24 protein-coding genes are annotated in these 25,067 nt (G+C 61.7%); 11 read left to right on the top strand and 13 right to left on the bottom strand.

Going from position 1 to position 25,067, the window contains the following annotated elements; genetic code table 11:
* The first annotated feature begins 10 nt into the window (after positions 1 to 10).
* Both glmS and LJX92_RS26865 read left to right on the top strand, forming a co-directional pair.
* The gene (gene glmS / locus LJX92_RS26870; RefSeq protein WP_005792598.1) at positions 11 to 1,843 is read left to right on the top strand and encodes a glutamine--fructose-6-phosphate transaminase (isomerizing); all 1,833 of its coding nucleotides are present in this window, start codon (positions 11 to 13) and stop codon (positions 1,841 to 1,843) included.
* An 84-nt stretch (positions 1,844 to 1,927) separates the two neighbouring features.
* Complete coding sequence (locus LJX92_RS26865) at positions 1,928 to 2,314, top strand: hypothetical protein (RefSeq protein ID WP_032878619.1); 387 nt, start codon at positions 1,928 to 1,930, stop codon at positions 2,312 to 2,314.
* Between the two features lie 149 nt (positions 2,315 to 2,463).
* On the opposite strand, the gene LJX92_RS26860 is transcribed toward LJX92_RS26865, so the two are convergent.
* From LJX92_RS26860 to LJX92_RS26835, 6 genes are read right to left on the bottom strand one after another with little or no spacing between them, the layout of a single operon-like run.
* Positions 2,464 to 3,396, bottom strand: a complete 933-nt coding sequence (locus LJX92_RS26860) for a phosphatidate cytidylyltransferase (protein WP_228309153.1) — start codon at positions 3,394 to 3,396, stop codon at positions 2,464 to 2,466.
* Between the two features lies 1 nt (position 3,397).
* On the bottom strand, positions 3,398 to 4,018 hold the full coding sequence (locus LJX92_RS26855; RefSeq protein ID WP_228309152.1) for a lysophospholipid acyltransferase family protein: 621 nt from the start codon (positions 4,016 to 4,018) through the stop codon (positions 3,398 to 3,400).
* Positions 4,019 to 4,027: 9 nt separating this feature from the next.
* The gene (locus LJX92_RS26850) at positions 4,028 to 4,471 is read right to left on the bottom strand and encodes a hypothetical protein (RefSeq protein ID WP_032878622.1); all 444 of its coding nucleotides are present in this window, start codon (positions 4,469 to 4,471) and stop codon (positions 4,028 to 4,030) included.
* Complete coding sequence (locus tag LJX92_RS26845) at positions 4,461 to 5,759, bottom strand: phosphatase PAP2/dual specificity phosphatase family protein (protein ID WP_032878623.1); 1,299 nt, start codon at positions 5,757 to 5,759, stop codon at positions 4,461 to 4,463. Before LJX92_RS26845 ends, LJX92_RS26850 begins: the two co-directional genes overlap by 11 nt.
* Before the next feature lie 2 nt (positions 5,760 to 5,761).
* Complete coding sequence (locus tag LJX92_RS26840; protein ID WP_148853760.1) at positions 5,762 to 7,510, bottom strand: bifunctional alpha/beta hydrolase/class I SAM-dependent methyltransferase; 1,749 nt, start codon at positions 7,508 to 7,510, stop codon at positions 5,762 to 5,764.
* 10 nt (positions 7,511 to 7,520) lie between these two features.
* The gene (locus LJX92_RS26835; RefSeq protein WP_032878626.1) at positions 7,521 to 8,144 is read right to left on the bottom strand and encodes a CDP-alcohol phosphatidyltransferase family protein; all 624 of its coding nucleotides are present in this window, start codon (positions 8,142 to 8,144) and stop codon (positions 7,521 to 7,523) included.
* A 308-nt stretch (positions 8,145 to 8,452) separates the two neighbouring features.
* On the opposite strand from LJX92_RS26835, the gene hflK (LJX92_RS26830) reads away from it, so the two are divergent.
* The 8 genes from hflK (LJX92_RS26830) to cfaB all read left to right on the top strand — a co-directional run bounded on the left by hflK (LJX92_RS26830) (position 8,453) and on the right by cfaB (position 17,627).
* On the top strand, positions 8,453 to 10,378 hold the full coding sequence (gene hflK, locus LJX92_RS26830; protein WP_228309151.1) for a protease modulator HflK: 1,926 nt from the start codon (positions 8,453 to 8,455) through the stop codon (positions 10,376 to 10,378).
* A 9-nt stretch (positions 10,379 to 10,387) separates the two neighbouring features.
* The gene (hflC, locus tag LJX92_RS26825; protein ID WP_164699557.1) at positions 10,388 to 11,383 is read left to right on the top strand and encodes a protease modulator HflC; all 996 of its coding nucleotides are present in this window, start codon (positions 10,388 to 10,390) and stop codon (positions 11,381 to 11,383) included.
* Positions 11,380 to 12,414: a protease modulator HflK gene (gene hflK, locus LJX92_RS26820; protein WP_078822681.1), complete on the top strand. Its 1,035-nt coding sequence runs from the start codon at positions 11,380 to 11,382 to the stop codon at positions 12,412 to 12,414. Before hflC ends, hflK (LJX92_RS26820) begins: the two co-directional genes overlap by 4 nt.
* On the top strand, positions 12,411 to 14,297 hold the full coding sequence (locus LJX92_RS26815) for a cation-translocating P-type ATPase (RefSeq protein WP_103734107.1): 1,887 nt from the start codon (positions 12,411 to 12,413) through the stop codon (positions 14,295 to 14,297). Before hflK (LJX92_RS26820) ends, LJX92_RS26815 begins: the two co-directional genes overlap by 4 nt.
* Positions 14,298 to 14,413: 116 nt before the next feature.
* Positions 14,414 to 14,665, top strand: coding sequence for a hypothetical protein (locus LJX92_RS26810; RefSeq protein WP_078822679.1), 252 nt, complete (start codon positions 14,414 to 14,416; stop codon positions 14,663 to 14,665).
* 65 nt (positions 14,666 to 14,730) lie between these two features.
* Complete coding sequence (locus LJX92_RS26805; RefSeq protein ID WP_228309150.1) at positions 14,731 to 15,576, top strand: DUF692 domain-containing protein; 846 nt, start codon at positions 14,731 to 14,733, stop codon at positions 15,574 to 15,576.
* The gene (locus LJX92_RS26800) at positions 15,567 to 16,355 is read left to right on the top strand and encodes a DNA-binding domain-containing protein (protein ID WP_148853766.1); all 789 of its coding nucleotides are present in this window, start codon (positions 15,567 to 15,569) and stop codon (positions 16,353 to 16,355) included. The genes LJX92_RS26805 and LJX92_RS26800 overlap by 10 nt, the downstream gene beginning before the upstream one ends.
* An 87-nt stretch (positions 16,356 to 16,442) precedes the next feature.
* Positions 16,443 to 17,627, top strand: coding sequence for a C17 cyclopropane fatty acid synthase CfaB (cfaB, locus tag LJX92_RS26795; RefSeq protein WP_005792585.1), 1,185 nt, complete (start codon positions 16,443 to 16,445; stop codon positions 17,625 to 17,627).
* A gap of 76 nt (positions 17,628 to 17,703) precedes the next feature.
* Here the strand turns inward: cfaB and cls are convergent, their stop codons facing one another.
* On the bottom strand, positions 17,704 to 19,143 hold the full coding sequence (gene cls / locus LJX92_RS26790; protein WP_005792584.1) for a cardiolipin synthase: 1,440 nt from the start codon (positions 19,141 to 19,143) through the stop codon (positions 17,704 to 17,706).
* Between the two features lie 130 nt (positions 19,144 to 19,273).
* Here cls and LJX92_RS26785 point away from each other — a divergent pair, with 130 nt between their 5' ends.
* A complete protein-coding gene (locus LJX92_RS26785) occupies positions 19,274 to 19,795 on the top strand; it encodes a DUF3617 domain-containing protein (RefSeq protein ID WP_005792583.1) in 522 nt (173 codons plus the stop codon).
* Here the strand turns inward: LJX92_RS26785 and LJX92_RS26780 are convergent.
* Genes LJX92_RS26780 through folE2 form a run of 6 tightly spaced genes read right to left on the bottom strand, consistent with a single transcriptional unit; the run spans position 19,792 to position 25,001 of the window.
* Positions 19,792 to 21,129 carry a dihydroorotase gene (locus LJX92_RS26780; RefSeq protein WP_078822676.1) on the bottom strand — a complete coding sequence of 446 codons (1,338 nt, stop codon included), beginning with the start codon at positions 21,127 to 21,129 and terminating at the stop codon, positions 19,792 to 19,794. The genes LJX92_RS26785 and LJX92_RS26780 overlap by 4 nt on opposite strands.
* Positions 21,130 to 21,132: 3 nt before the next feature.
* A complete protein-coding gene (locus LJX92_RS26775; RefSeq protein WP_103734111.1) occupies positions 21,133 to 21,693 on the bottom strand; it encodes a DapH/DapD/GlmU-related protein in 561 nt (186 codons plus the stop codon).
* Positions 21,690 to 22,568, bottom strand: coding sequence for a metal ABC transporter substrate-binding protein (locus LJX92_RS26770; protein ID WP_228309149.1), 879 nt, complete (start codon positions 22,566 to 22,568; stop codon positions 21,690 to 21,692). The genes LJX92_RS26775 and LJX92_RS26770 overlap by 4 nt, the downstream gene beginning before the upstream one ends.
* Positions 22,569 to 22,579: 11 nt before the next feature.
* Positions 22,580 to 23,446 (bottom strand): metal ABC transporter permease, encoded by an 867-nt coding sequence (locus tag LJX92_RS26765; RefSeq protein WP_228309148.1) that lies wholly within the window; start codon positions 23,444 to 23,446, stop codon positions 22,580 to 22,582.
* Entirely contained in the window at positions 23,446 to 24,114 is a 669-nt protein-coding gene (locus LJX92_RS26760; protein ID WP_228309147.1) for a metal ABC transporter ATP-binding protein, read from the bottom strand. The genes LJX92_RS26765 and LJX92_RS26760 overlap by 1 nt, the downstream gene beginning before the upstream one ends.
* The gene (gene folE2, locus LJX92_RS26755; protein WP_228309146.1) at positions 24,111 to 25,001 is read right to left on the bottom strand and encodes a GTP cyclohydrolase FolE2; all 891 of its coding nucleotides are present in this window, start codon (positions 24,999 to 25,001) and stop codon (positions 24,111 to 24,113) included. Before folE2 ends, LJX92_RS26760 begins: the two co-directional genes overlap by 4 nt.
* Positions 25,002 to 25,067 lie beyond the last annotated feature (66 nt).

Genomic DNA, 25,067 nt, shown 5'->3' with positions numbered 1-25,067 from the left:
GAGAAACACCATGTGTGGAATTGTTGGCGCAGTCGCCGAACGTAACGTAACTGCCATCCTGATCGAAGGCCTCAAGCGCCTGGAATACCGCGGCTATGACAGCGCAGGCGTGGCCGTCTTCACCAACGCCGGCAAGCTGGAGCGTATGCGCCGCCCGGGCAAGGTCAGCGAGTTGGACCAGGCTCTGGCCGGCGAGCCTCTGGCGGGTCGCCTGGGTATCGCCCACACCCGTTGGGCCACCCACGGCGCGCCGTGCGAACGCAACGCCCACCCGCATTTTTCCGGTGACCTGGCGGTGGTGCACAACGGCATCATCGAAAACCACGAAGTGCTGCGTGAGCAACTCAAGGGCCTGGGCTACGTGTTCACCTCGGACACCGACACCGAAGTGATCGCCCACCTGCTCAACCACAAGCTCAAAGACCACAGTGACCTGACCACGGCCCTCAAGGCCACAGTCAAAGAGCTGCACGGCGCCTACGGCCTGGCCGTGATCAGTGCCAGCCAGCCTGACCGCTTGGTTGCCGCGCGCAGTGGCAGCCCATTGGTAATCGGCCTGGGCCTGGGCGAGAACTTCCTTGCCTCCGACCAACTGGCCCTGCGCCAGGTGACCGACCGTTTCATGTACCTGGAAGAAGGCGATATTGCCGACATCCGCCGTGAAAGCGTACAGATCTGGGACGTTGACGGTCAGTCGGTCGAGCGTGAAGCCGTGCAATACCGCGACGGTGCCGAAGCCGCCGACAAAGGCGAGTTCCGCCACTTCATGCTCAAGGAAATCCACGAGCAGCCATCCGTGGTGCAACGCACCCTGGAAGGTCGCCTGAGCCAGAACCAGGTGCTGGTCAACGCCTTCGGCCCGCAAGCCGCCGAACTGTTCGCCAAAGTGCGCAATGTACAAATCGTTGCCTGTGGCACCAGCTACCACGCCGGTATGGTCGCGCGTTATTGGCTGGAAGAATTGGCCGGCATCCCCTGCCAGGTCGAAGTCGCCAGCGAGTTCCGCTACCGCAAAGTGGTGGTGCAGCCCGACACGCTGTTTGTGACCATCTCCCAGTCCGGCGAAACCGCCGACACCCTGGCCGCCCTGCGCAATGCCAAGGAGCTGGGTTTCCTCGGCAGCCTGGCCATCTGCAACGTCAGCATCAGCTCCTTGGTGCGTGAATCCGACCTGACCCTGCTGACTCAGGCTGGTCGCGAAATCGGCGTGGCCTCCACCAAAGCCTTCACCACCCAACTGGTGGGCCTGTTGCTGTTGACCCTGTCCCTGGGCCAAGTGCGCGGCACCCTCGCCGAAGGTGTCGAAGCCACCCTGGTGGAAGAACTGCGTCGCCTGCCAACCCGCCTGGGCGAAGCCCTGGCCATGGACAGCACCGTCGAAAAAGTCGCCGAGCTGTTCGCCGACAAGAACCACACCCTGTTCCTGGGCCGTGGTGCGCAGTACCCGGTGGCGATGGAAGGCTCGCTGAAACTCAAGGAAATCTCGTACATCCACGCTGAAGCCTACCCGGCCGGCGAGCTGAAGCACGGCCCGTTGGCCCTGGTGGATGACGACATGCCAGTGGTCACCGTGGCGCCGAACAACGAACTGCTGGAGAAGCTCAAGTCCAACCTGCAGGAAGTACGCGCCCGTGGTGGCCAACTGATCGTTTTCGCAGATGAAAAAGCCGGCATGACCAACGGTGAAGGCACCCACGTCATCAACATGCCGCATATCCACGACACGCTGTCGCCGATCCTCTACACCATCCCGCTGCAATTGCTGTCGTACTACGTCGCCGTGCTCAAGGGCACCGACGTTGACCAGCCGCGTAACCTGGCTAAGTCGGTGACGGTGGAGTAAGGCTTACTGACGTACCCAAAAGGGGCTGTTTTCAACAGCCCCTTTTTTACGTTTTGGATTCGCTTAATTCAAGGATGCGTACTGATGCAACACCCTTCTGCTACTGTCCACGCACGTTTGCACGATCGTCGGTTTGCGGTCGCGAACAACGCCCAAGGGGTGTCCGGCACCGGCACCGTGTTTCATTACCAAATCGAAGATGGCGTGATTTCGAGCACTTACCACGGTGGCCGGATTCGCGTGGGCACGCAGGTCGGGCGGGTGACCGGTGCAGAGACCATCGAGCTGCTATTTCAGTGCGTAACCCTGGAAGGTGAACTGCGCGCGGGGTGGTCACGTGGCACGGTAGGCGTGGATCACGCCGGGCGCACCACGCTGAGTTTCGTTTGGGGCTGGCTATCGGGTGCGATAGGCGGAGGGGAGTCTAGCTATGTCGAGATCACTGCTGCACCAGTTTCAGACTTTGCTTAAACCCTGAAAGCACCACAAGTCCAAGGTGGGAGGGGGCTTGCTCCCGATTGCGGTGTATCAGCCAGCATAGGCAGTTACTGACAAACCGCTATCGGAGGCAAGCCTCCTCCCACATTTTGATCTTCATTGGTGCTGAAAAAGGGATGGGGTCAGGTCCACCAGTACCGCACAAGATGAAAGAAAATCGGCGCCGCAAAGCACACCGAATCCAGCCGATCCAACATCCCGCCGTGTCCTTCGATCATGTGCCCCCAGTCTTTTACGCCGCGGTCACGCTTGATCGCTGACATCACAATCCCGCCGGCAAAGCCCAGCAAGTTGATCAGCAGCGCGATCAGGAACGACTGCCAAGGGTTGAACGGCGTGGTCCACCACAGCGCTGCACCGATCAGTGACGACAACAGGATGCCGCCGACAAAACCTTCCACGGTTTTCGACGGTGACAGGTTAGGCGCGATCTTGTGTTTGCCGAACAGCTTGCCGCATACGTACTGCAGCACGTCCGAGAGTTGCACCACGATCACCAGGTAAGCGATCAACAACAGGTTACGGCCTTCGTAGCCGGGGATGTCCAACGTCAGCAGGGCAGGGACGAAGGACACGCAGAACACCGCGATCATCAGCCCCCATTGCACCTTCGAGGCGCGTTCCAGGAAGTGTGTGCTGTCGCCGCCAAGGGAGGCGAGGATCGGCAGCAGCAGGAACACGTACACCGGGATGAAGATCGAGAACAGCCCATACCAGTCGGCGTAGATCAGCACGTATTGCAGCGGCAGGGCCAGGTAGAACGCGGCCACCAGGGCCGGGTAGTCGCTGCGCCGGGTCGGGGTGAGGGTCAGGAATTCACGCAGGGCGTAGAACGACACGGCGTAGAACAGCAGGATCACCGCACCGGTGCCGAGCCAGAAGGCGATGCCGATCACCACCACCATCACCCACCAGGCGTTGATGCGGGCGTTGAGGTTGTCGAGGACTGCGTTGGGGCTGCCACGGGTGCGCAGCTTGAGGATCAGGCCGATCAGCGAGGCGATGACCAGGATCGCGCCGATGCCGCCGAACAACATCAGGGTTTGGCTATCCATTTCAGGAGTGCTCCGGGGCGAGGGCGAGCAGGGCATCGCGGGTACGGGCGAGGAATGCGGCTTTGTCTTCACCTTCCCCCAATTGCAGGGGCGCACCGAAGCTGGTTGTGCATAACAACGGCAGTGGCAATACGCGACCCTTGGGCATGACCCGGTTGAGGTTGGCTATCCACACGGGGACCAACTCGGCCTGTGGGTAACTTTTTGCCAGGTGATACAAACCGCTTTTGAACGGCAGCAAGCCATCCTCCAGATTGCGCGTGCCTTCAGGAAAAATGATCAGCGAGTCACCGCCTTCCAGAGCCGCGAGCATGGGCAGCAATGGGTTATCCACAGGCTCTTTGCGCTCGCGGTCGATCAGCACGCCATTGAACACCCGGTTGATGATGTAGCGGCGCAGCGCGCTCTTGTTCCAGTAATCGCTGCCGGCCACCGGGCGTGTGAATTTGCGCAGGTTCTGCGGCAGCGACGCCCACACCAGCACGAAGTCACCGTGGCTGCTGTGGTTGGCGAAATAGATGCGTTGCACCGGTACTGGCGCGCACCCCAGCCACAGGCTGCGAGCGCCGGTGACGGTGCGGGCCATGGAGGTAATCAGCGTGGCGACCACGGGTTCGAACATGGGAATTCCTTATCCGGCGAAAGGCAGCCAAGGGCTGGCGAGGATGACGCCCAAGGTCAGCAGCGCTTGGGCGCCCAGCAACCAGGCTTGTTTACGCAACAGTTTAAGGGCGCCACGGCGGCGTTCGGTCCACGGCCGACCGGCTCGCTTGGACGATTGCAGGCCGAGGGTTTGCAGGGCCTGGTCAAGGTCTGGAGTGCGGGTAACGTCGCGGGCCAGCATGGCGAACAGGTCGGCGTCGAAGGCCACTCGCAGCGCCCAGTACTTTTGCAGCAGGCCCAGCACGATCATCCACAGGGCCAGCAGCAGGCAGATCGTCGAGATACTGGCCAACAACAATTGGGCGAGGCCGAACAGTATGCCGAGCAACGTCAGGCCTGTGGATAACTGATCCAGGGAACGGCCACGGCGTAGCAGGCTGGCAACTATCTGGAGTTCCATATCAGGGTGCATGGTGCAAACCCTCCAACGCTTTACGGTGTGCGGGGTGCAGGACCACAGTGGCCCGTGCTGTACGAATAATAGCCAGTGCTTCATCGACCGTGGCGGCTCGGCCAGTATTCAGCAGCCAGGCGGCGACAGCAGTGGCGCTACGGGAGTAACCGAGGGCGCAGCACACCAGCAAGGGGCCGCTCGTTCGCAGGCGTTCAATGGCGTGTGCGGCTTTCAGGCATTCGTCGGCTGTCGGGGTGACGAGGTCCAGTACCGGCACGCAGGCATAAGCGCGGCCCAGTGGATTAATCGGCAGTTCGGCGCACAGATCGACAATGGCCCTGAACGAGCCCTGCTCGCTGGCCGTAGGAATGCGCCCCAGCCAGACGTTATCCACAATCAGGTCCGGCTGTGGATGTTTGCGTGTCCACAGCCGCGAATTGACCCACGCACCCGCTAAATAAGGCGCATACAACCAGCGGGCTGCAGGCGTAAGGCGGCCATCCGCACGTTTTTGAAAGCCCGACGCGCCGATCACAAGGTAGCTGGCGGTGATCAAACCCAGGGAAACCGCTGGCCACAGCAGCCACAGCCAGCCGCCGCCCAGTACCAGGGCAAGTGCCAGCAGTAATAGCGTGCCCAGCCCGTAGCGCACAGCCAGGCGCCAGCGTTGGGTATCCCGCGTCAACCGCGCACTCAACAATGGGCTCGGGTGCTCCACTGGCCATAACCACACGCACAGCCACCCCGCGAGGGCGCCTGTGGGTAAGTCGATAAAGTGATGTTGATAAGTGGTCAGCACCGAGATGCCGATCAGCGCAAACCAGCCGTGCACCACCCAGCGCCAGCCCCCCTGGATGTGCCGCTGGTACATGACCCACAGGATCACCAGCAGTGCGATATGCAGCGAAGGTGCCTGGTTGAACGGTTTGTCGAAACCGGCCAGCACCGCGAATAGCCAGCCAAACACCCCGTCCAGCTCTGGCCGCTCAAAGGTGAAGCGCAGCGGCCAGATCAGGAAGCAGCTGACGGCAATCACCTGCGCACTCAGCAGGCGCAGTGCATGTTGTTTCAGCTCATGCCGTGTATTGGGCAGCAGCAGAGAGAAGCCGTAGAGCAGGTCGATGGACCAATAGGGCACGATGGTCCAGGCCCAGAACGGCATATGGCTTTCCCAGCCGAACACCAGCGTGCCGACGTCGCTGCGCTGGCTGGTGACCCAGGTGGCGAAGCCGTAGGTGCTGAAAAACAGCGGCGCCAACAGCAGCAGCCAGAGCACCGCTGGTTTCAATAAACCGGGTTCGCGCATGTTCAGATCTTCTGTGCCAGGGACACAGTGAAAATGCCCCACTCATCCACGCGCTGGGTGATCTTGCGAAAGCCCGCGGCTTCAACCAACTGGTCCATTTCCGCCTGGCTGCGCCGACGCATCACCCAGGCCTGGCCCTGGCGGTGGCTGGTGAGCGCGCGGGCAATCAGCTCCAACTGCGGGTGCCACGGCTGCCCGGTGTAGACCAGGTAACCCCCCGGCTCCACGGCGTCGGCCAGCCCCGCCAGTGAACCACCGACCATGGCGTTATCGGCGAACAACTCATACAGGCCAGACACCACGGCCAGGGTCGGCTTGGGGTCCAGGGCGGCCAGGTCAGCGCGGTCGAACGCATCGCCTTTGACGAACTGGGCGATGTCCCCCAAGCCCTTCTCGCGAATCAGCGCGCCACCATCGCGCACGTTGATGTCGCTGTAGTCGCGCAGCAGGATCGACTCCGGCAACGGCGATACGCCTTGCAAGGCTTCAAGGATGTAACGGCCGTGGCCGGCGGCGATATCGACGATACGGACCTCGCGGTGCTCGTCACGCAGCTTGGTCATGGCCAGGCGCAGCAGTTCCTCGACGTTCAGCTTGCGCTGGCGAATACCGCGCCAGCCAATGGAGTTGAGGTAGTTGGTGTCGATCATCCGCCCCAGCCCGCCCTTGCCGGTAGGCTTATTGCGATACACGTAGTCCAGCGTGCTGCCGGAGTCGAAACCGGTGTCGAAGCCCAGTTTCACGCCGTCCGACAGGTTCTTGCCCAGGCCCATGCTGGCGCGGGTCATGCGCCAGTAGAGGTCGCGCAGGGAATTGCGTGGCAGTGGCGCGGCAAGGGATTCGGATTCGGCGCAGGTGGCGCCAAGTTTGTCGGCGTCCAGTAGAGAGGCGCGGTCCAGCGGGTGTGCGAAGTTCTGCAAGATAAAGCGTTTGGCGCTGCTCACGGCCACGGCTCGGTCACGTTCACCGAGGGTGTCGTGGAAAAACCCAGGGAGGATATGCAGCTCTTTTTTCAGGCTGCCGAGGCGGTCGAAAAATTGCTGCTGGGGTTTACGGTGCACCACAAAATCGGAGCCGGAGATAAGCAACTGGGTCGGCACCTGGATCGCCTGGGCGTCGGCTACAACCCGGTCGGCCGCTTCGTACAGACCCAGCAGCACATTCACCGAGATGGCTTTGGTGATCAGCGGGTCGCTGTCGTAGGACGCCACACGTTCCGGGTCATGGCTGAGGAACTTGGCCTTGACGTAGCTGTTGACGAAAAAGTTGCCACGAAACCTGCGCATCAAGGCCAGGCCCGGGCGGGCGAAGGGCACGTACAGCTTGACCTTGAAGGCCGGCGAGGCGAGCACCAGGGCGCGGATTTTTGGCGCGTAGTCGTGAACCCAGGTGGCCGCGATCACCGCGCCGACGCTTTGGGCGATCACGGCCAGGTTTTGCTCTTCGATGCCGTAGGTGGCGCCGATATGGTCGCAGAAGGTCTGCACATCACGGGCACTGGTGGCAAAGCTGGGGCTGTCGCCGCGCTCGCCGGGGGATTGGCCGTGGCCGCGGGCGTCCCAGGCGAAGAAATCAAACCCCGGCAAGTCCAGTTCATCCACCAGGTGGGCAATACGTCCGGAGTGCTCATGGCCGCGATGGAACAACAGGATTGCCTTGCGCGGCCCGGCGTCTGCCGTGGCCGGCCAGTGCCGGTAGAAAAGCTCGACGCCATCATGGGTACTGAAGGTGTGCTCTTGCTGTTCGCGCATCGCAAATTCCTTATGCAGAAGGGGGAGTTTGTGGCTGTTCTTTGAGGCCCTGGCGCACCCGGTTGACCAAGGTATAGGCGAGCATGGCGGCGACCAGCCACATCACCGCCTCGACCCAACCGGCGCCGAGCCAGCCCAGCGCCACGCCGGTGGCCAGTACACCCAGTACAAAAGCTCGATCACTCTTGCCCATCGGCCCGTCATAGCGACGCGATGCGCCCACCATCGGCCCCATCACACCGGCGTACTCGCTGAAGACCGCAAGCAGTGTCACCAGCACCACCGGCACCGGGCTCACGCCGGGGATCAGGGCAAAGGGCAGGATCAGCGCGCTGTCGGCGATCACATCGCACAGTTCATTGAGGTAAGCGCCGAGGCGTGACTGCTGGCCGAATTCTCGAGCGAGCATGCCGTCGATGGCGTTGAGGGCCATGCGCACGATCATCCATAAAGGGATCAACGCAAACAGCCAGAGGTGTTGGGCGAAGCCTGCGATCAACAACCCCACCAGCAGGGAAATAACGCCGGCTAGCACGGTGATCTGGTTGGCGGTAGTGCCGTTGTCGTAGAGGCGCTGCACAAGCGGGCGCAGCAGGTTTTGAAACCGCGGTTTGAGTTGGTAGATGGAAATCATGGGGTGGCGCTTCCTTGTCCGTGAACCCGCGAAAAGCTGTTTCGGAGTGTGCCGATTAATCGCAGCCGACACCAGTGATGGCTCGTGTTTATAGGGGGTTAGTCACACTCCAGAGAGCACAGCAAAACAAATGTGGGAGAGGGCTTGCCCCCGATTGCGGTGTATCAGTAACTAATCAGTCGACTGACACACTGCTATCGGGGGCAAGCCCCCTCCCACAAGGGATTCAGAGTGGATGCAAAAGCGAACAAAAATTTCACGCTTCGTGTTATATCGTAACGAATTGTGTACAAGTGGGCATTGAGCGGATGCAGGTGGATTTAGAAGCTGACGGCGCCTCCGTAGAAGGCCTGGCGCGTTTTCAGCAAGGGCTGTTCCATGCCCGTCGGTTACGCCAAGCGGGTATCAGCCTGACGACCCTGGCGATCAGCGGATGGGTGTTGGCGCTGTTCGTGGCGTTGTTTGCGCCACTGTCGATCTGGCCGGTGGTGTTGATCAACTGCGCTTCGGCCCTGCTGCTGTTGGTGGCCGGGTTGCAGTCGGCCTGGTGGGTGGCTGATTGGCGTGCCCAGGCGATGGAGGTGCCAAGCGCTGAGTTGATTGAGCAACCCATTGAGCCCACTGCCTGGCACAAGGGGCTGATCAACCGTTTTGGCAACGGCCTGCTGGCACAGGTTGGCGCACCGGTGCTGTGGTTGGCGGGCTGGTCGTTGCTGGCGTTGGTCAGCGTTATCCAGTTCTGGAACCTGGCCTTGCCTGCTGCGGCCATCGGTCAGTCCGCCAGCATCGGTGCGGCGCTGGCATTGGGGCTGGCTTTTGGCTTGCTGGTGTTCGAGCGTCGCCTGGCCCAGGAAACCGCCGCCCAGTGGCCGGAAGCTTCACAGCTGGCGCAGTTGAGTCGGGTGGCGATTATCTGCCTGGTGCTGAGTGCCATCTGCCTGTTGTTTGCCAATGCCGAGTCGGTGTGGCCGCTGCGTCTGGCGACACTCGTCGGCCTGTTGCCGGCGCTGGTGGCGCTGGAGTTCCTGCTGCGGGGCGTGCTGTCGCTGTTCAGCCCGCGCCAGCCGCGCCTTGAGCCGCGCTTGATGGCGCAGAGTTTTATCGCCGGCCTGCTGCGTTGGCCGCCACAACCGTTGCTGGCGTTGCAGCATGAATTGCACAACCGTTTTGGCATCGACCTGCGCCAGATCTGGGCCTTCACCTACATGCGCCGGGCTTTCCTGCCGGTGTTGCTGGTGGTGCTGACGGTAGGTTGGGCGCTGACCGGCGTGCATCAAGTGCCCCTGCAAGGGCGTGGGATTTATGAGCGCTTCGGCAAACCGGTCGAGGTGTTCGGCCCCGGCCTGCATACGGGTTTGCCGTGGCCGCTGGGTCGCGTACTCAACGTGGAGAACGGCGTGGTGCATGAGCTGGCGACCAGCGTCAGCGAAGCCGCCACACCGGAGCTGGCCGCTGCCGAAGGCCCGGCGCCGTTGATTGCCAACCGCCTGTGGGACGCCAGCCATGTGAATGACAAATCCCAGGTCATCGCCAGCAGCAGCGGCGATAAGCAGGGCTTCCAGATCGTCAACATGGACGTGCGATTTGTCTACCGCATCGGCCTCACCGACCAGGCTGCGCTTGCCGCCACTTACAACAGCGCGGACATACCCACCCTGATCCGCAGCACCGCCAGCCGCATCCTGGTGCATGACTTTGCCTCGCGCACCCTCGACGAATTGCTCGGTGAACAACGCACCAGCCTCGCCGAGGAGATTGGCCGAACGGTGCAAGCAGACCTGCACACCCTCGACAGCGGGGTGGAAATCCTCGCCACGGTGGTTGAAGCGATCCACCCACCGGCTGGCGCCGCCAATGCTTACCACGGTGTGCAAGCCGCCCAGATCGGCGCCCAGGCACTGATCGCCCGTGAACGTGGCGCGGCCAGCGAGCAGACCAACCAGGCGCTGCTGCAAGCCAGCACCGTCCGTGATCAGGCCCAGGCCGGCGCCCGCGAAGTGAATGCCGGCGCCCAAGCGGCGAACCTGCGCTTTGCCGCCGAACAAAAAGCCTATGCCGCTGCGGGCCAGGCTTTCGTGCTGGAACAGTACCTGAGCCAACTGAGCCTGGGCCTGGCCCACGCCAAGCTGCTTATTCTGGATCATCGTTTGGGCGCCGACAGTGCGCCGACGATTGATCTGCGTTCTTTTACTTTGCCCGCCGATCCACTGGCGCCGCGCAAAGCCGTTCAATAAGGAGTCTGTCTGTTGAGCGCTCATTCTCACGATCACGGTCATCACCATCATCACGGCCACCACCATCACCACCATGGTGATGAACAAGCGGCCGGGCCTTTCCCTTGGCGGCGCATGGCCTGGGCGGCGTTACTGGTGCTGTTTGCCGTGGCAGCGGCGAGCCTGGTGCAGGTGCGCTCCGGCGAGGCCACGGTGATTACCCGCTTCGGCAACCCCGCGCGAGTGCTGTTGGAGCCGGGCCTGGGCTGGCGCTGGCCGGCGCCATTCGAAGCGGCGATCCCGGTGGACCTGCGCCTGCGCACCACGTCCAGCGGCTTGCAGGATGTGGGCACCCGCGATGGCCTGCGGATTATCGTGCAGGCCTATGTGGCGTGGCAGGTGCAGGGCGATGCCGACAATGTGCAGCGCTTCATGCGCGCAGTGCAGAACCAGCCGGACGAAGCGGCGCGGCAGATCCGCACCTTCGTCGGCTCGGCGCTGGAAACCACGGCGGCCAGCTTTGACCTGTCCAGCTTGATCAACACCGACGCCAGCCAAGTGCGCATCGCCGATTTTGAAGCGCAGTTGCGCCAGCAGATTGATCAACAATTGCTCGCCACCTACGGCGTGCGCGTGGCGCAGGTCGGCATCGAGCGCCTGACATTGCCTTCGGTGACACTCACCGCCACGGTTGATCGTATGCGCGCCGAGCGGGAAACCATCGCCACTGAACGCACCGCCGTGGGCAAGCGCGAAGCGGCGCAAATCCGCTCCGCTGCCGAGCGTGATGCGCGCATTGTGCAGGCCGATGCGACGGTGAAAGCCGCCGATATCGAAGCGCAATCGCGGGTAGAAGCCGCGCAGATTTATGGCCGTGCCTACGCGGGTAATCCGCAGCTGTACAACCTGCTGCGCTCGCTGGATACCTTGGGCACGGTGGTCACGCCGGGTACCAAAATCATCCTGCGCACCGACGCCGCGCCGTTCCGCGCCCTGGTGGATGGGCCGAAGGACATCCAGCCATGAGCGAACGCGGCAGTCCCGACAGCCCTTGGATTCAGGCCGGGCGTCTGACCTTCCTGGCGCTGTATGCGGTCACTGTGTTGGCGGCGTTGGCCTGGGCCTTTTCCAATGTGCGCCAGATCGACCCGCAGAATCGCGCGGTGGTCCTGCACTTCGGCGCCCTTGATCGCATTCAGAACGCCGGGCTGTTGCTGGCCTGGCCGCAGCCGTTCGAGCAGGTGGTGTTGTTGCCGGCGGCGGACCGGGTGATCGAGCGCCGAGTGGAGAACCTGCTGCGTTCCGATGCGGCGTTGCAGGCTGATCGCGTGGCCAGTTTCGCTACGCCGTTGAGCGATGCCCTGGCCGGTTCCGGCTACCTGCTGACCGGCGATGCCGGGGTGGTGCAGTTGGATGTGCGGGTGTTCTACAAGGTGACCGAGCCCTATGCCTTCGTGTTGCAGGGCGACCACGTGTTGCCCGCGCTGGATCGGTTGGTGACGCGCAGTGCCGTAGCCCTGACGGCAGCGCGGGATCTGGACACCATCCTGGTAGCACGCCCGGAACTGATCGGCAGCGACAACGGCGCCGCCGAACGCCGCGAGCGCCTGCGCGGCGATCTGGTGCAAGGCATCAATAAACGCCTGGCCGATTTGGCCGCCAGCGGTTTGGGCCTGGGCATCGAAGTCACCCGTGTCGATGTGCAATCGAGCCTGCCGGGCCCGGCGGTGAATGCCTTCAACGCAGTGCTGACTGCCAGCCAGCAAGCGGATAAAGCGGTGGCCAACGCCCGCACCGAAGCGGAAAAACTCACCCAGACCGCGAATCAGGAGGCTGACCGCCAGGTGCAAGTCGCCCACGCCCAGGCCAGCGAACGCTTGGCCAATGCCCAGGCGCAAACCGCTACCGTCGCCAGCCTCGCCCAGGTCAAAGACCCCGGCTTGCTGTTGCGCCTGTACCGCGAACGCCTGCCGAAGATTCTCGGCCAGGCGGGTTCCGTGACCACCGTCGACCCCAAAGACGACTCCCGCTTGATCATCCAGGGAGCCGAACAATGAGCGCACCCATGCTGACCTCGGCCGAACAGCGCAGCGCTGCCCGGCAATTGACCCTGGCCATGCTCGCCCTTGGGTTGCTCGTGCTGGGCCTGGTGTGGCGCTGGCTGGCGCCGGACCAGAACGGTGTGAGCCAATTGCTGCTGGGGGTGGCATCGCTGTTGGTGGCGGTGCCGGTGATGCGTTCGGCCTGGTACAGCCTGCGCTTTCCCAGCTTGCACGGCATCACTGACCAACTGATTGCCCTGGCCATGCTTGGCGCCTGGGCCACCGGCGATCTGCTCACCGCCGCGTTGTTGCCGATCATCATGATCTTCGGCCATGTGCTGGAAGAGCGCAGCGTGATCGGCTCCCAGGAGGCGATCCATGCCCTGGGCAAACTCACCCGCAGCCACGCCCGTTTGGTACAGGCTGACGGAACCATCACCGAAGTGGATAACGCCACGCTGAACCCCGGTGATATCGTCGAAGTGCGCGCCGGCGACCGCGTGCCGGCCGATGGCGTGGTGCTGTCCGGCCAGGCGAGCCTGGACACGGCACCAATCACCGGTGAGTCGGTGCCGTTGGAAGCCAGCGCGGGTGTGCAGGTGTTTGGTGGCGCGATCAACCTTGATGGTCTGCTGCGCCTTGAAGTGACGCGCACTGGCAACGAATCGACCCTGGGCAAAGTCATCGCACTGATGCAGAACGCCGAGCGCTCCAAGCCGCCGATCACGCGGCTGCTGGAGCGTTATGCCGGTAGCTATATGGTGTTGGTGCTGTTGCTGGCGGCGGTCACCTGGTTCGTCACCAACGATGCGCAGGCGATGCTGGCGGTGCTGGTGGCGGCGTGCCCGTGTGCCTTGGTGCTGTCGGCGCCGGCCACGGCGATTGCCGGGATCGCCGTGGCGGCGCGTCATGGGATTCTGATTCGCAGCTCGGCGTTTCTCGAAGAATTGGCTGACCTGACCTCGTTGGTGGTCGACAAGACCGGCACCCTGACCTTTGGCACCCTGCGTTTGCAGTCCATCGAGACCACCGCACCGGATCGCCAGGAGCTGCTGAACCTGGCGGCCAGCCTCGGCTCGGCGAGCAGTCACCCGGTCAGCCGAGCGTTGGCGGGGTTGGCGACTCAGGAGCAGTTACTGGCGCTCACCGACATTCGCGAGCGTCAGGGCCTGGGCGTGGTCGCACAGACCGAACAGGGCGAAGCGGCGCTGGGGCGGCCGGAGTTGTTCGAACAATTGGGCATCGTCACCAGCGGCGTTCCCAACCATGACGGCCCTATTGCCGGGTTGGCGTTGAACGGCGATTTCCTGGCCTGGCTGTTGCTGGCCGACAGCGTCAAGCCGGAGGCGCGCCAGGCCCTGCAAGAGTTGCGTGACTTGGGCCTGGGCCGCCAGTTGCTGCTGACCGGCGACCGCCAAAGCGTGGCCGACAGCCTGGCGCTGGAGGTGGGCATCAGTGATGTCGAAGCCCAAGCCTTGCCGGAAGACAAGCTCAACCGCGTGCTGGGTGAAATCAGCAGCGGCTTCCGGCCGATGGTGGTGGGCGATGGCATCAATGATTCGTTGGCGCTCAAGGCCGGTGTGGTTGGTGTGGCGATGGGGGCGGGCGGTGCCGATATCGCACTCGCATCGGCGGACGTGGTGTTGATCGGCAGCGACTTGCGCCGCCTGGGTACCTGCGTGCGCTTGAGCCGCCAGTGCCGGCAGACGTTGCAGGTGAACGTGATCATCGGCCTGGGCTGGACGTTGGCCATTGTGGTGTTCGCGGCCTTTGGCTGGCTGGGCGCGGCGGGTGCCATGATTGCGGCGGTGCTGCATAACCTCAGTACCTTGCTGGTGCTGGGTAACGCTGGGCGGTTATTACGCTTCCAGGAGCCGCTGTTGAAGCTTGATGAATAATTTCAGAAATATTTGCACACGGCTGTAACGCCGATGGGGGGCCTCACTCTAGTGGTGTGTCGAGACTGAACAATCCGTTCGGACCGACTTCACCACTGATCATGAGGAATACAACAATGAGCATTAAATCCGCTGCTGCTGGCGCCGCCCTCGCGATGGCTGCCGCCACTATGTTTGCCGGTGTGGCCACCCAGGCACACGCAGCCGATGCCACTGTGCATTGCTATGGCGTCAACGCTTGTAAAGGGCAGAACGACTGCAAGACCAAAGATCACGCGTGCAAAGGTCAAGGTTCCTGCAAAGGCCAGGGCTTCCTGTCCATGAGCAAGGCGATGTGCGACGAGAAGGGCGGTACCGTCGGCGAGTAACGGCAACCGAGTGCAACCGCAGCGACCGCCCCCCGTCGCTGCGGACACTTTTCCTGGAGCGTCTTATGCCCACTTCTTTTTCGAGCCTCGGTTACGGCCTGGGGCTGCGCAGTGAGTACTACCAGCAGATCCTCGAACAGTCGCCGGCCGTGGATTGGTTCGAAGTGATCTCCGAGAATTATCTGGTGCAGGGCGGCAAAGCCTTGTACTACCTGGATGCGATAGCCGAGCGTTACCCCGTGGTAATGCACGGGGTGTCCTTGTCCATCGGTGGGCCCCATGCCCTCGATACCGATTACCTTGCGCAAATCAAACAGCTCTCCGAGCGCATCCAGCCGGCCTGGATTTCCGATCACCTGTGCTGGAGCCGCGGCAACGCGCATCAGCTGCACGATCTGCTGCCGCTGCCCTACACCGAAGAAAGCCTCTATCACGTGGCCGGTCGTGTGCGTCAGGTGCAGGACGTGTTGCAGCGCCCGCTGGTGCTGGAAAACGTCTCCAGCTATGTGCGCTCCAAGGCTGATGAGTTCACCGAGTGGGAGTTCCTCAACGCTTTGGCCCACCTGAGCGGGTGCCAGTTGCTGCTGGACGTGAACAATGTGTATGTGAGTGCGCGTAACCATGGCTTTGATGCCTGGACGTTTATCCGCAACCTGCCGCCCGAGAGCATCCGCCAACTGCACCTGGCCGGGCATATGGACTACGGCGACTATGTGGTCGACACCCACGACCATCCTGTGTGCGACCCGGTGTGGGCGCTTTACCAGCAGACCCTGGAGCATTTGGGGCCGGTGTCGACGCTGTTGGAGCGCGATGATCATTTCCCGCCGTTCGAAGAATTGCTCACTGAGTTGAGCAAGGCCCGCGAGCTGGCAGCCAGTGCCCTGGCCAGGAAATCGCTATGCGCCTGATCGACTGGCAATTGGCTTTTGAAGAGCACCTGTTATCTGAACCTTGCGCGGCCAACAGCAGCTTTGCCGCCACCTTGCTGGGGGGGCCGACCCTGGATGTGGACACCGGCCTGGCGATTTACCACAACGCCTATCTGTCGCGATTGAAGGAAGTGCTGTGCCATGACTTCAGCGCTATCCGATATTGGCTGGGGGATGATGAATTTGCCGCGCTGAGCGAAGCCTACATTCGCCGTTACCCCTCGGCCCACTACAGCCTGCGTTGGCTCGGTGAGCGCTTTTCGATGTTTATCCTTGAGCACTTGGTCGCAGAACACAGTGCGCCGCTGGCTGAGTTGGCGCGCCTGGAGTGGGCGTTTACCCTGGCGTTCGATGCACCCCAGGGTACGCCGCTGACCGTGAATGACATGGCGCAATTGGCGCCTGGGGACTGGCCGGCGCTACAGGTAAGCCTGGCGCCTTCAGTGCAGCATTTGCTGTGCCGTTTCAACACGGTGGCGATCTGGCGAGCCAGCAAGGATGCATCGGGTTTTCCCGGCAGCAAGGCGCTGGACCCGATGCAAATCTGCCTGGTATGGCGTCATCAGAATGTGTGTCACTACCGCAGCCTGGAGCCGGACGAGGCCTGTGCACTGGCAGGGATGGTGACTACCGGCTGGAATTTTTCAGAACTGTGCGCAGAGTTGGCAGTCACTTATTCAGAGGGTGCGTCGCTGCAAGCGGCCACATGGCTGAAACAGTGGATCCAGGACGGTTTGCTTGAACTCCGAGCCCCATAGAGACGTGCTATTAAATCGATAGCCTCCTACTTTGTCTTCGGATGGTCTACCCTCACTCCAGACGTCTGAAACAAGGGGGGATTACTCATGCTCGCGCAACTTCCACCGGCCTTACAGAATCTTCAGCTACCGTTGCGTCTTCGACTCTGGGACGGCCATGAATTCAACTTGGGTCCTGAGCCCAGTGTGACGATTGTGGTCAAGGACCCCACGATGGTGTCCAAGCTGACCCACCCAACGCTCGATTCACTGGGCGAAGCCTTCGTCGAAGGCAAACTGGAGCTGGAAGGCTCCATCACCGAGGTGATCAGGGTATGTGACGAGTTGAGCCACGCCTTGATCGATGACGACGAAGGCAGCCGTCCGGTGCGCTCGATCCACGACAAGGCCACCGACGCGGCGGCCATTTCCTACCATTACGACCTGTCCAACGAGTTCTACCAACTATGGCTGGATCAGGACATGGCGTATTCCTGCGGTTATTTCGAAACCGGCAGCGAATCCATCGACCAGGCCCAGCAAGACAAATTCCGTCACCTGTGCCGCAAACTGCGGCTGCAGCCGGGCGAGTACCTGCTCGACGTTGGGTGTGGTTGGGGCGGGCTTGCGCGGTTTGCGGCGCGGGAATTCGGAGTCAAGGTGTTTGGTATCACCTTGAGCAAGGAACAGCTGGCGCTGGCCAGGGAGCGGGTGAAAGCCGAAGGCCTGGAGGATCAGGTCGACCTGCAACTGCTCGACTACCGCGACCTGCCCCAGGATGGCCGCTTCGACAAAGTGGTGAGCGTGGGTATGTTCGAACACGTCGGCCACGCCAACCTGGCACAGTACTGTCAGACGCTGTTCGGTGCCGTGCGTGAAGGCGGCCTGGTGATGAACCATGGCATTACCGCCAAACATACCGATGGCCGCCCGGTAGGCCGAGGCGCCGGGGAGTTTATCGAGCGCTACGTATTTCCCAACGGCGAACTGCCTCACCTGGCGATGATGACTGCCGAGATCAGCGAGGTCGGGTTGGAAGTGGTGGATGTCGAAAGTTTGCGCTTGCACTACGCCCGCACGTTGGACCATTGGAGCGAGCGCCTGGAAGACAATCTGGAAGCGGCGGCGAAGATGGTGCCGGAGCAGGCGCTGCGCATCTGGCGGCTGTACCTGGCCGGTTGCGCTTATGCGTTTGCCCGGGGCTGGATCAACTTGCACCAGATCTTGGCGGTCAAACCCCATGCCGATGGTGGTCATGAACTGCCGTGGACGCGGGAAGATCTCTACCGCTGACCCGATTTTCCAGAACACTGAAGATCCAAATGTGGGAGGGGACTTGCCCCCTCCCACATTTTCCCTGCGTTGTCTGTTAGAGAATCGGTGAGATCAAGCGCGCCACCCGCATCCCCAACTGTTGCAGGCGTCGCGTCTCGCGGCTTTCTTCCTGACTGACTTCATGGGACAGGGCAAAATCGTCCAGCAGCATGTGTTCAACCTGGCTGGCGAAAGCCTCATCCACTGTCAGCAACATCACTTCGAAATTCAGTCGGAACGAACGGTTGTCCATGTTGGCGCTGCCAATGGCGCTGATTTCGCTGTCTACCAACACCACCTTCTGATGCAGAAACCCGGGCTTGTAGCGGAACACCCGCACACCTGCGCGCACGGCTTCGATGGCGTAAAGGCTGGAGGCGGCATATACGATGCGGTGGTCGGGCCGCGATGGCAGCAACAGGCGCACGTCCACCCCGCGCAATACCGCCAGGCGCAGTGCGGCGAATACGGCTTCGTCGGGGACGAAGTACGGGCTGGTAATCCATACCCGCTCGGTCGCGGCGTGGATGGCCTCGACGAAAAACAGCGAGCAGGTTTCATAGGGGTCTGCCGGGCCACTGGCGAGCAGTTGGCAGAGCACGCCGTCTTCGGGGTAGGCATCCGGCAGGATCAGTGGCGGTAGTTGCCGCGCCGCCCAGAACCAGTCTTCGGCAAACGACTCCTGAAGGCAGGCCACAACTGGGCCGGTGACCTGTACATGGGTATCGCGCCATGGCGCCAGCGGCGGTTTTTTGCCCAAGTACTCATCGCCCACATTGTGCCCGCCGACAAAGCCGGTGATACCGTCCACCACCACGATCTTGCGATGGTTACGGAAGTTGACCTGGAAACGATTGAGCCAGCCGCTGCGGGTGGCGAACGCCTTGACCTGCACCCCGGCGTCGCGCAGCGATTGTACGTAGCGATGGGGCAGGGCGTGGCTGCCGATGCGGTCGTACAGCACGTAAATGTCGACGCCCTGGGCGGCCTTTTCCTTCAATAGCACCTGCAATTGGCGGCCAAGCTCATCGTCATGGATGATGAAAAACTGGAACAGCACGGCGGTCCTGGCGTTGCGAATCGCCTCGAAAATCGCGCCAAAAGTAGCCTCGCCATTGATCAACAGGCGCACTTCATTATTGGCCAGACACGGCATGCGCCCGAGCTTGGGCATGGCTCGCAGGGAGGCATAGGCACTGGAGTTGCGCGCCGCGAGCGCTTCCTCTACCCACGGGCGCCAATTCAGTTCGGCGATCGCCGTGTGCATTTCCTGGTTGGCCTGGCGACGGGCCTGGATGTACGCGTCGAAGGTGCTGCGGCCGAAGATCAGGTAAGGGATCAGCGTCAGGTAAGGCATGAACATCAGCGACAAGGCCCAGGCGATCGAGCCTTGGGCGGTGCGGACGGTCAGTACCGCGTGAATTGCGGCGAGGCTCCCGAGAACGTGCAGCGTGGCAATGAAGTAGGCGAGCAGGTGCGGGCCAAAGAAATCCATGAACGACGTAACTCCAGGCAGTCCAGTGCGTAACAGACCATGAACCGCTGCGAATGTCGCTATTTTATTTGCCGTGCAACACTGGCCGCTTTACGACGTCTAACGCCGACAATTACCCAGGAGTTACCCGATGAATGCTCGTCTGCTAGGTTTGGCCATGGTTGTTGGGTTGTCGCTGCCGGTGGCGGCGCAGGCGCAGATGCTGGCGCCGGGCTTGTGGGAGTTGACCACCAGCAATATGAAAGTCGATAACCAGGACCTGCCGGACCTGTCGCTGATCCTCGGTCAGCTCAAGCAACAAATGACTCCTGAACAGCGCGCCATGCTCGAAAAGCAAGGCATCAACATGGCCGGTAAGGGTGTGCAGGTGTGCCTGACCCCAGCCCAGGTTGCCACCGATTCCATCCCGCTGACCGACCCGCAATCGGGCTGCAAGCAGGAAGTGACTGACAAGACCGGCAACCAATGGAAGTTCCGTTTCAGCTGCCCCAAAGCCCAGGGCACTGGTGTAGCGACCTTCCAAAGCCAGAAGGAATTCACCACCACCGTCAACGGTACGTTCAATGCCACCGGCATCCAGCAGAAGGGCAGCCTGGACAGCCACGCTCAGTGGCTGGGCAACGATTGCGGTACGGTCAAACCCCGCGCTTAACGCAGAAAATGCAGGGGCAAGCCCTGGCAACTGTCGACCACCTGGCCGTTGTGCCAGGCCAGGTGGCCGGACACCAGCGTGGTGCTCACGCTGTGACGAAAGCTGCGCTCTGCAAAGGGAGTCCAGCCGCAACGGGCGAGAATCGGTTGGCTGCTGACCGGTTTGCCCTGAGGCTCAGGTTTGATCAACACCAGATCGGCCCAATAGCCTTCACGCAGGTAACCGCGATCAGGAATGGCAAACAGGTCGGCCACACGATGACTGGTTTTCGCCACCAGTGTGGTCAGAGGCAAATGCCCGTCGGCCACCAACTCCAATAGTGCCGGCAGGGCGTGCTGCACCAGGGGCAAACCCGAGGGTGCTTCACGATAGCCCAATTGTTTTTGCGCCCAGGTATGCGGCGCATGGTCAGTGCCAATCACATCCAGACGATCACTTAATAACGCCAGGCGCAGCGCGTCGCGGTCGGCGCGTGTCTTGATGGCCGGGTTGCATTTGATCTGATGACCGAGGCGGTGATAGTCGCGGTCGTCGAACAGCAGATGATGCAGGCAGACCTCGGCGGTGATGTGTTTTTCGGCCAGGGGCTTGTCTTCGAACAGCGCGAGTTCACGGGCGCTGGTCAGGTGCAGCACGTGCAGTCGCGTGCCGTGGCGCTGGGCCAGTTCCACGGCATACGATGACGAGCGATAACACGCTTCGGCGTCGCGGATCAGTGGATGAGCGACAGCGGGAATGCGCTCGCCAAAGCGCTCGCGCAAGCGTTGCTCGTTGGCCAGGATGCTCGGAGTGTGTTCGCAGTGCGCGAGCAGAATGGTCGGCACGTCGGCAAACAAACGTTCCAGAATACGTGGGTCGTCCACCAGCATGTTGCCGGTGGAGGCGCCCATGAACACTTTGACTCCAGCCACTTCACAGGGGTCGAGGCCGGCGACGATATCCAGATTGTCGTTGCTTACGCCAAAGTGAAAGCCGTAGTTGGCCACTGAGTGCAACGCAGCACGGTGCTTCTTATCGGCCAAGGCTTGCAGGTTCAAAGTGGCTGGCTGGGTGTTGGGCATGTCCATGAAGCTGGTGATACCGCCGGCCACCGCGGCACGGGATTCGCTGTAGAAACTGCCTTTGTCTGGCGCGCCGGGTTCGCGAAAATGCACCTGGTCATCGATCATTCCCGGCAGCAACCACTGGCCTTTGGCGTCGATTTCCACCGGTTCGTCAGCGCCTTCAATGCTGGCGGCAATCTTCTCGATACGGCCATTGGCGACCAGCACGTCGGCGTCGAATACCTGGCCCTCGTTGACCAGGCGGGCGTTGCGTATCAGCAGGCGACTCATGGCTCAGAACTCGTTTTGCAAGGCTTTGTAGCCGCGCACCAGGTCGACGTTGGTGCGTGCCACGTCTTCGGAAAACTCCGAGGCACTGACACTCACCGGCGGGAATTGCGACAGGTCGGTGTTAGGCCCGATGCGGGTGGTGGAGGGCACGTAGAAGGCCGCGGGCAGGTCGCGGCCATCGACCACCGAGTTGTGGCGCACCACGCAGCCATCGCCGACGGCGCAATTGAACAGCACGCTGTTGAAGCCGATGAACACGCGGTCGCCAACTGTGCAGGGGCCATGGACGATGGAACGGTGGGCGATAGAGGTGAACTCGCCAATAGTCACCGCCGCGCCGGACTTGGAGTGGATCACCACACCGTCCTGGATGTTGGAGTTCGCGCCGATCGTGATCGGGTCCATGGCGCCGCTGGCATCGACTTCGTCGGCGCGGATCACGGCGTAGGGGCCGACGAAGACGTTCTCGCCGATGATGACCTTGCCGCAGATGATCGCGGTCTTGTCGACGTAGGCTGACTCGGCAATGATCGGCAGGTCACCTGAAGGGTTTTTGCGGATCATGGTTTGCTCAACGCCGCGCACAGGGTGTTCAGGTTGTATTCGAACAGCCCGATAAAGGTGCTGGCCGGGCCTTGAGCGGCGAGGGCGTCGGAGTACAGCGTGCCGCCTATCTGCGCGCCGCTTTCATCGGCAATCTGCTTGAGCAGGCGCGAGTCCTTGATGTTTTCGATAAACACGGCTTTGACCTTGTCTTTACGGATCTGGGTGATCAGCGCGGCGACTTCGGCGGCCGACGGGTCACGCTCGGTAGACAAGCCCTGGGGCGCGAGGAATTGGATGCCATACGCCTGGCCCAAATAGCCGAAGGCGTCATGGGAGGTGACGATGCGGCGGTTGCCTGAAGGCAGTGCAGCGAACTTGGCTTTGGCCTCAGCCAGCAGGCTGTGGATTTGCTTAAGGTAAGCCTGGCTGTTGCGCAGGTAGTCGGTTTTATTGGCAGGGTCGGCGGTCACCAATGCCTTGGTGATGTTGCTCACATAAATTTCGGCGTTGGCCAGGTTGTGCCAGGCGTGTGGGTCGGGAATGGTCTCGCCGTCTTCCTCCATGGTGTGCGAGATCACGCCTTTGCTGGCGATGACGACCGTAGCGGTGGTTTCAGTGCTGGTGACCAGGCGATCCAGCCACGGCTCGAAACCTAGACCGTTCTTGATGATGACCTTGGCCTTGAGCAGCGCTTTGGCGTCATCCGGTGTGGGTTCATAGGTATGAGCATCGGCGTCCGGGCCGACCATGTTGCTGATCTGAATATGGTCGCCACCGATCTGGTGGGTGATGTCATCGAGAATACTGAAGCTGGTGACTACCTGGAGTTTGTCTGCGGCGTGAGCCATCGACAGCGGCAGCAATAGACTGAACAACACAAGAAGAGCGCGCATCGGGAAACACCTCATGAGAATGTAGGCAAAGGTGGGCGGCGCAATAAGCCATGCACCGGACCGAATACCACGGACAACACATATCCAGCGCCCGCCACCAACACGATCGCCGGGCCGCTGGGCAGTGAGTAGTAGAACGACAGCAGCAAACCCAGCCACACCGACAGGCATCCCAGCACCGCCGATACCGCGATCAACACCGGCAGGCGTCGGCTCCAGAAGCGTGAAGCGATGGCCGGCAGCATCATCAAACCCACCACCATCAGTGCGCCGATGGCTTGAAAACCGATCACCAGGTTCAGCACCACCAGGGTCAGGAACAGGCAGTGGGCCAGTGGGCCAAGGCGGCTGACGGTTTGCAGGAACAGCGGGTCAAGGGTGTCGAGCAGCAGGGGTTTGTAGATCAGTGCCATGGCGATCAGGCTGAAGCTGGACACCCAGAGCATTCCGGTCAGTGTGGTTTCGTCCACGGCCAGGGCGGAGCCGAATAACAGGTGCAGCAGGTCCAGGCGTTTGCCGGCAATGCCCAGGATCAATACACCGGCCGCGAGCGAAATGGGGTAGATGGCGGCGAGGCTGGCGTCTTCGCGCAGGCCGGTGCGGCGGGTGATCCACGCCGCCAGGCCGGCCATGCTCAGGCCTGCGCCGAGGCCGCCGAGGGTCAGGGCGGGCAGGCTTAGCCCTGCGAACCAGAAACCCAGTGCGGCGCCCGGCAGAATGCCGTGAGCCACGGCGTCACCGATCAGGCTCATGCGTCGCAGGATCAGGAACACGCCCAAGGGGGCGGTGCTACATGCAAGCACCAACCCGCCGATCAGTGCGCGGCGCATAAACACGAAATCCTGAAATGGCATCCACAGGTGAGCGGTGAGGTGCATCAGGCCACCTGCATCTGTGGTTGCGGGCGGATCAGCTCTTTGCTGGGGCCGAACACGCAGCCGGTGTTTTTAAGCTGCAACACGTGCTGGGTGTGGTGACGCACGGACGCCAAGTCATGACAGACGACCACCAGCGTGCGGCCTTGGTTGTGCCAGGTATGGATGTGTTTCCAGCACAGTGCCTGGCCGTCTTCGTCGAGGGCGGCGTGGGGTTCGTCGAGCAGCAGGATGGGGGAGTCGGCCAGGCTCATACGGGCGAGCAGGGCGCGTTGCAGTTCGCCACCGGATAACGCCATCAGCGGGCGCTGTTCCAAACCGCTGAGACACCAGTCGTCCAATACGGCGTGCAGGCGCTCGTTGCGTTCATGTGAATTCAGCTGGGTGCCCCAGAAGCCGGCAGCCACCAACTCTTGCAAACTGATCGGAAACTGACGATCCAGGTGCTGTTGCTGGGGCAAGAACGACAAGCCGCCGCGACGTGGAACATCGACACGCACCTTGCCCGTCAGCGGCTTTTGCAACCCGGCGATCACTTTGACCAGGCTGCTCTTGCCGGTGCCATTGGCGCCGATAATCCCTGTGAGGCTACCTTTTTCCAGCGTCAGGTTCAGCGCCAGCGTCAGTGGTTGGCCGGGGGCGCCCCAGCGCAAAGCATGGCAGGTAATCATGCAAAGTCTCTCGTCCAACGGCTTTCAGCCACCGCATCGTGGGCGTGCAGGCTTTCAGCGTGGATCACTTTGAGGTGGAAGGCTTTGACGGCATCCGAGCGCTTCAAGGCGAGGTTCAAGCGGCGAGCGGCATCTTCGCAGAACATGAGGTTCTGTCCGTTAGCCAGGGCGAACGCTTGTTCATCCGCACGTTTCACCGCGGTTTGTACGGCAGTGCCCAGAGCTGCTTCGGCAGCATTGATCAAGTCGACTATCGCCAGATCGTCACCCTGCAGTTGAACGTTTAACTGCGCGGTACTGCGTTGGCTATGGGGCGTGGCCACAATACCGTCGGTGCTGCCCAGCCAGCTCAACACGTCTTCACGCTGCAGAGATGTGTGGGCAAAATCTTCGAGAAACTGCTGCTGAATTAGCTGTCTGGCCAGGGCAGCGGAGCAAGGGCAGGTTGAGGAATAAGTAACGTCAATTTTTAGTTCCACGTGGAACATCTGATTTTCCAGACGCGCTTCGATGCTGACCGGATAGCTTTTCCACCCCTCCAAAGGGCTGACCAACGCTGGGCGTTTTAACAACAGATTTGTGTGAATACGCAGGTAGGCGTTCTTAGATAAATCTTCATGTGTGTCGAGAAAACGCTGCAGTACATTACGCAAGAGTGCAGATGTAAGGGGTTGCTGTTCGAGCATTTCCAACGCCAGGTAGAGGCGTGACATATGAATGCCACGGGCCGTGCCGTCGTTCAGGCTTACGCCCGCATCGGCGGTAGCGGCCAGGTGTTGGCCGCCGAGCAACACAGGTAGGGCAATGCCGCACATGCCCACCCAGTCGAGTGGCAAGGCTTGGCGTGAAGCCTGCGCGGCGATATCCGGCAGAGTCAGCGCATTCATGAGCAGGTCCATCGTTGGAAATGATTGGTCATGTTATAGTATAACAATAACTGCCACGATGAAATT

It is taken from the genome of Pseudomonas sp. HN8-3 (assembly GCF_020790195.1).
Lineage (GTDB): Bacteria > Pseudomonadota > Gammaproteobacteria > Pseudomonadales > Pseudomonadaceae > Aquipseudomonas > Aquipseudomonas synxantha_A.
Note: the sequence above shows the minus strand (reverse complement) of the source record. Positions and strands in the feature narration are given on the sequence as shown.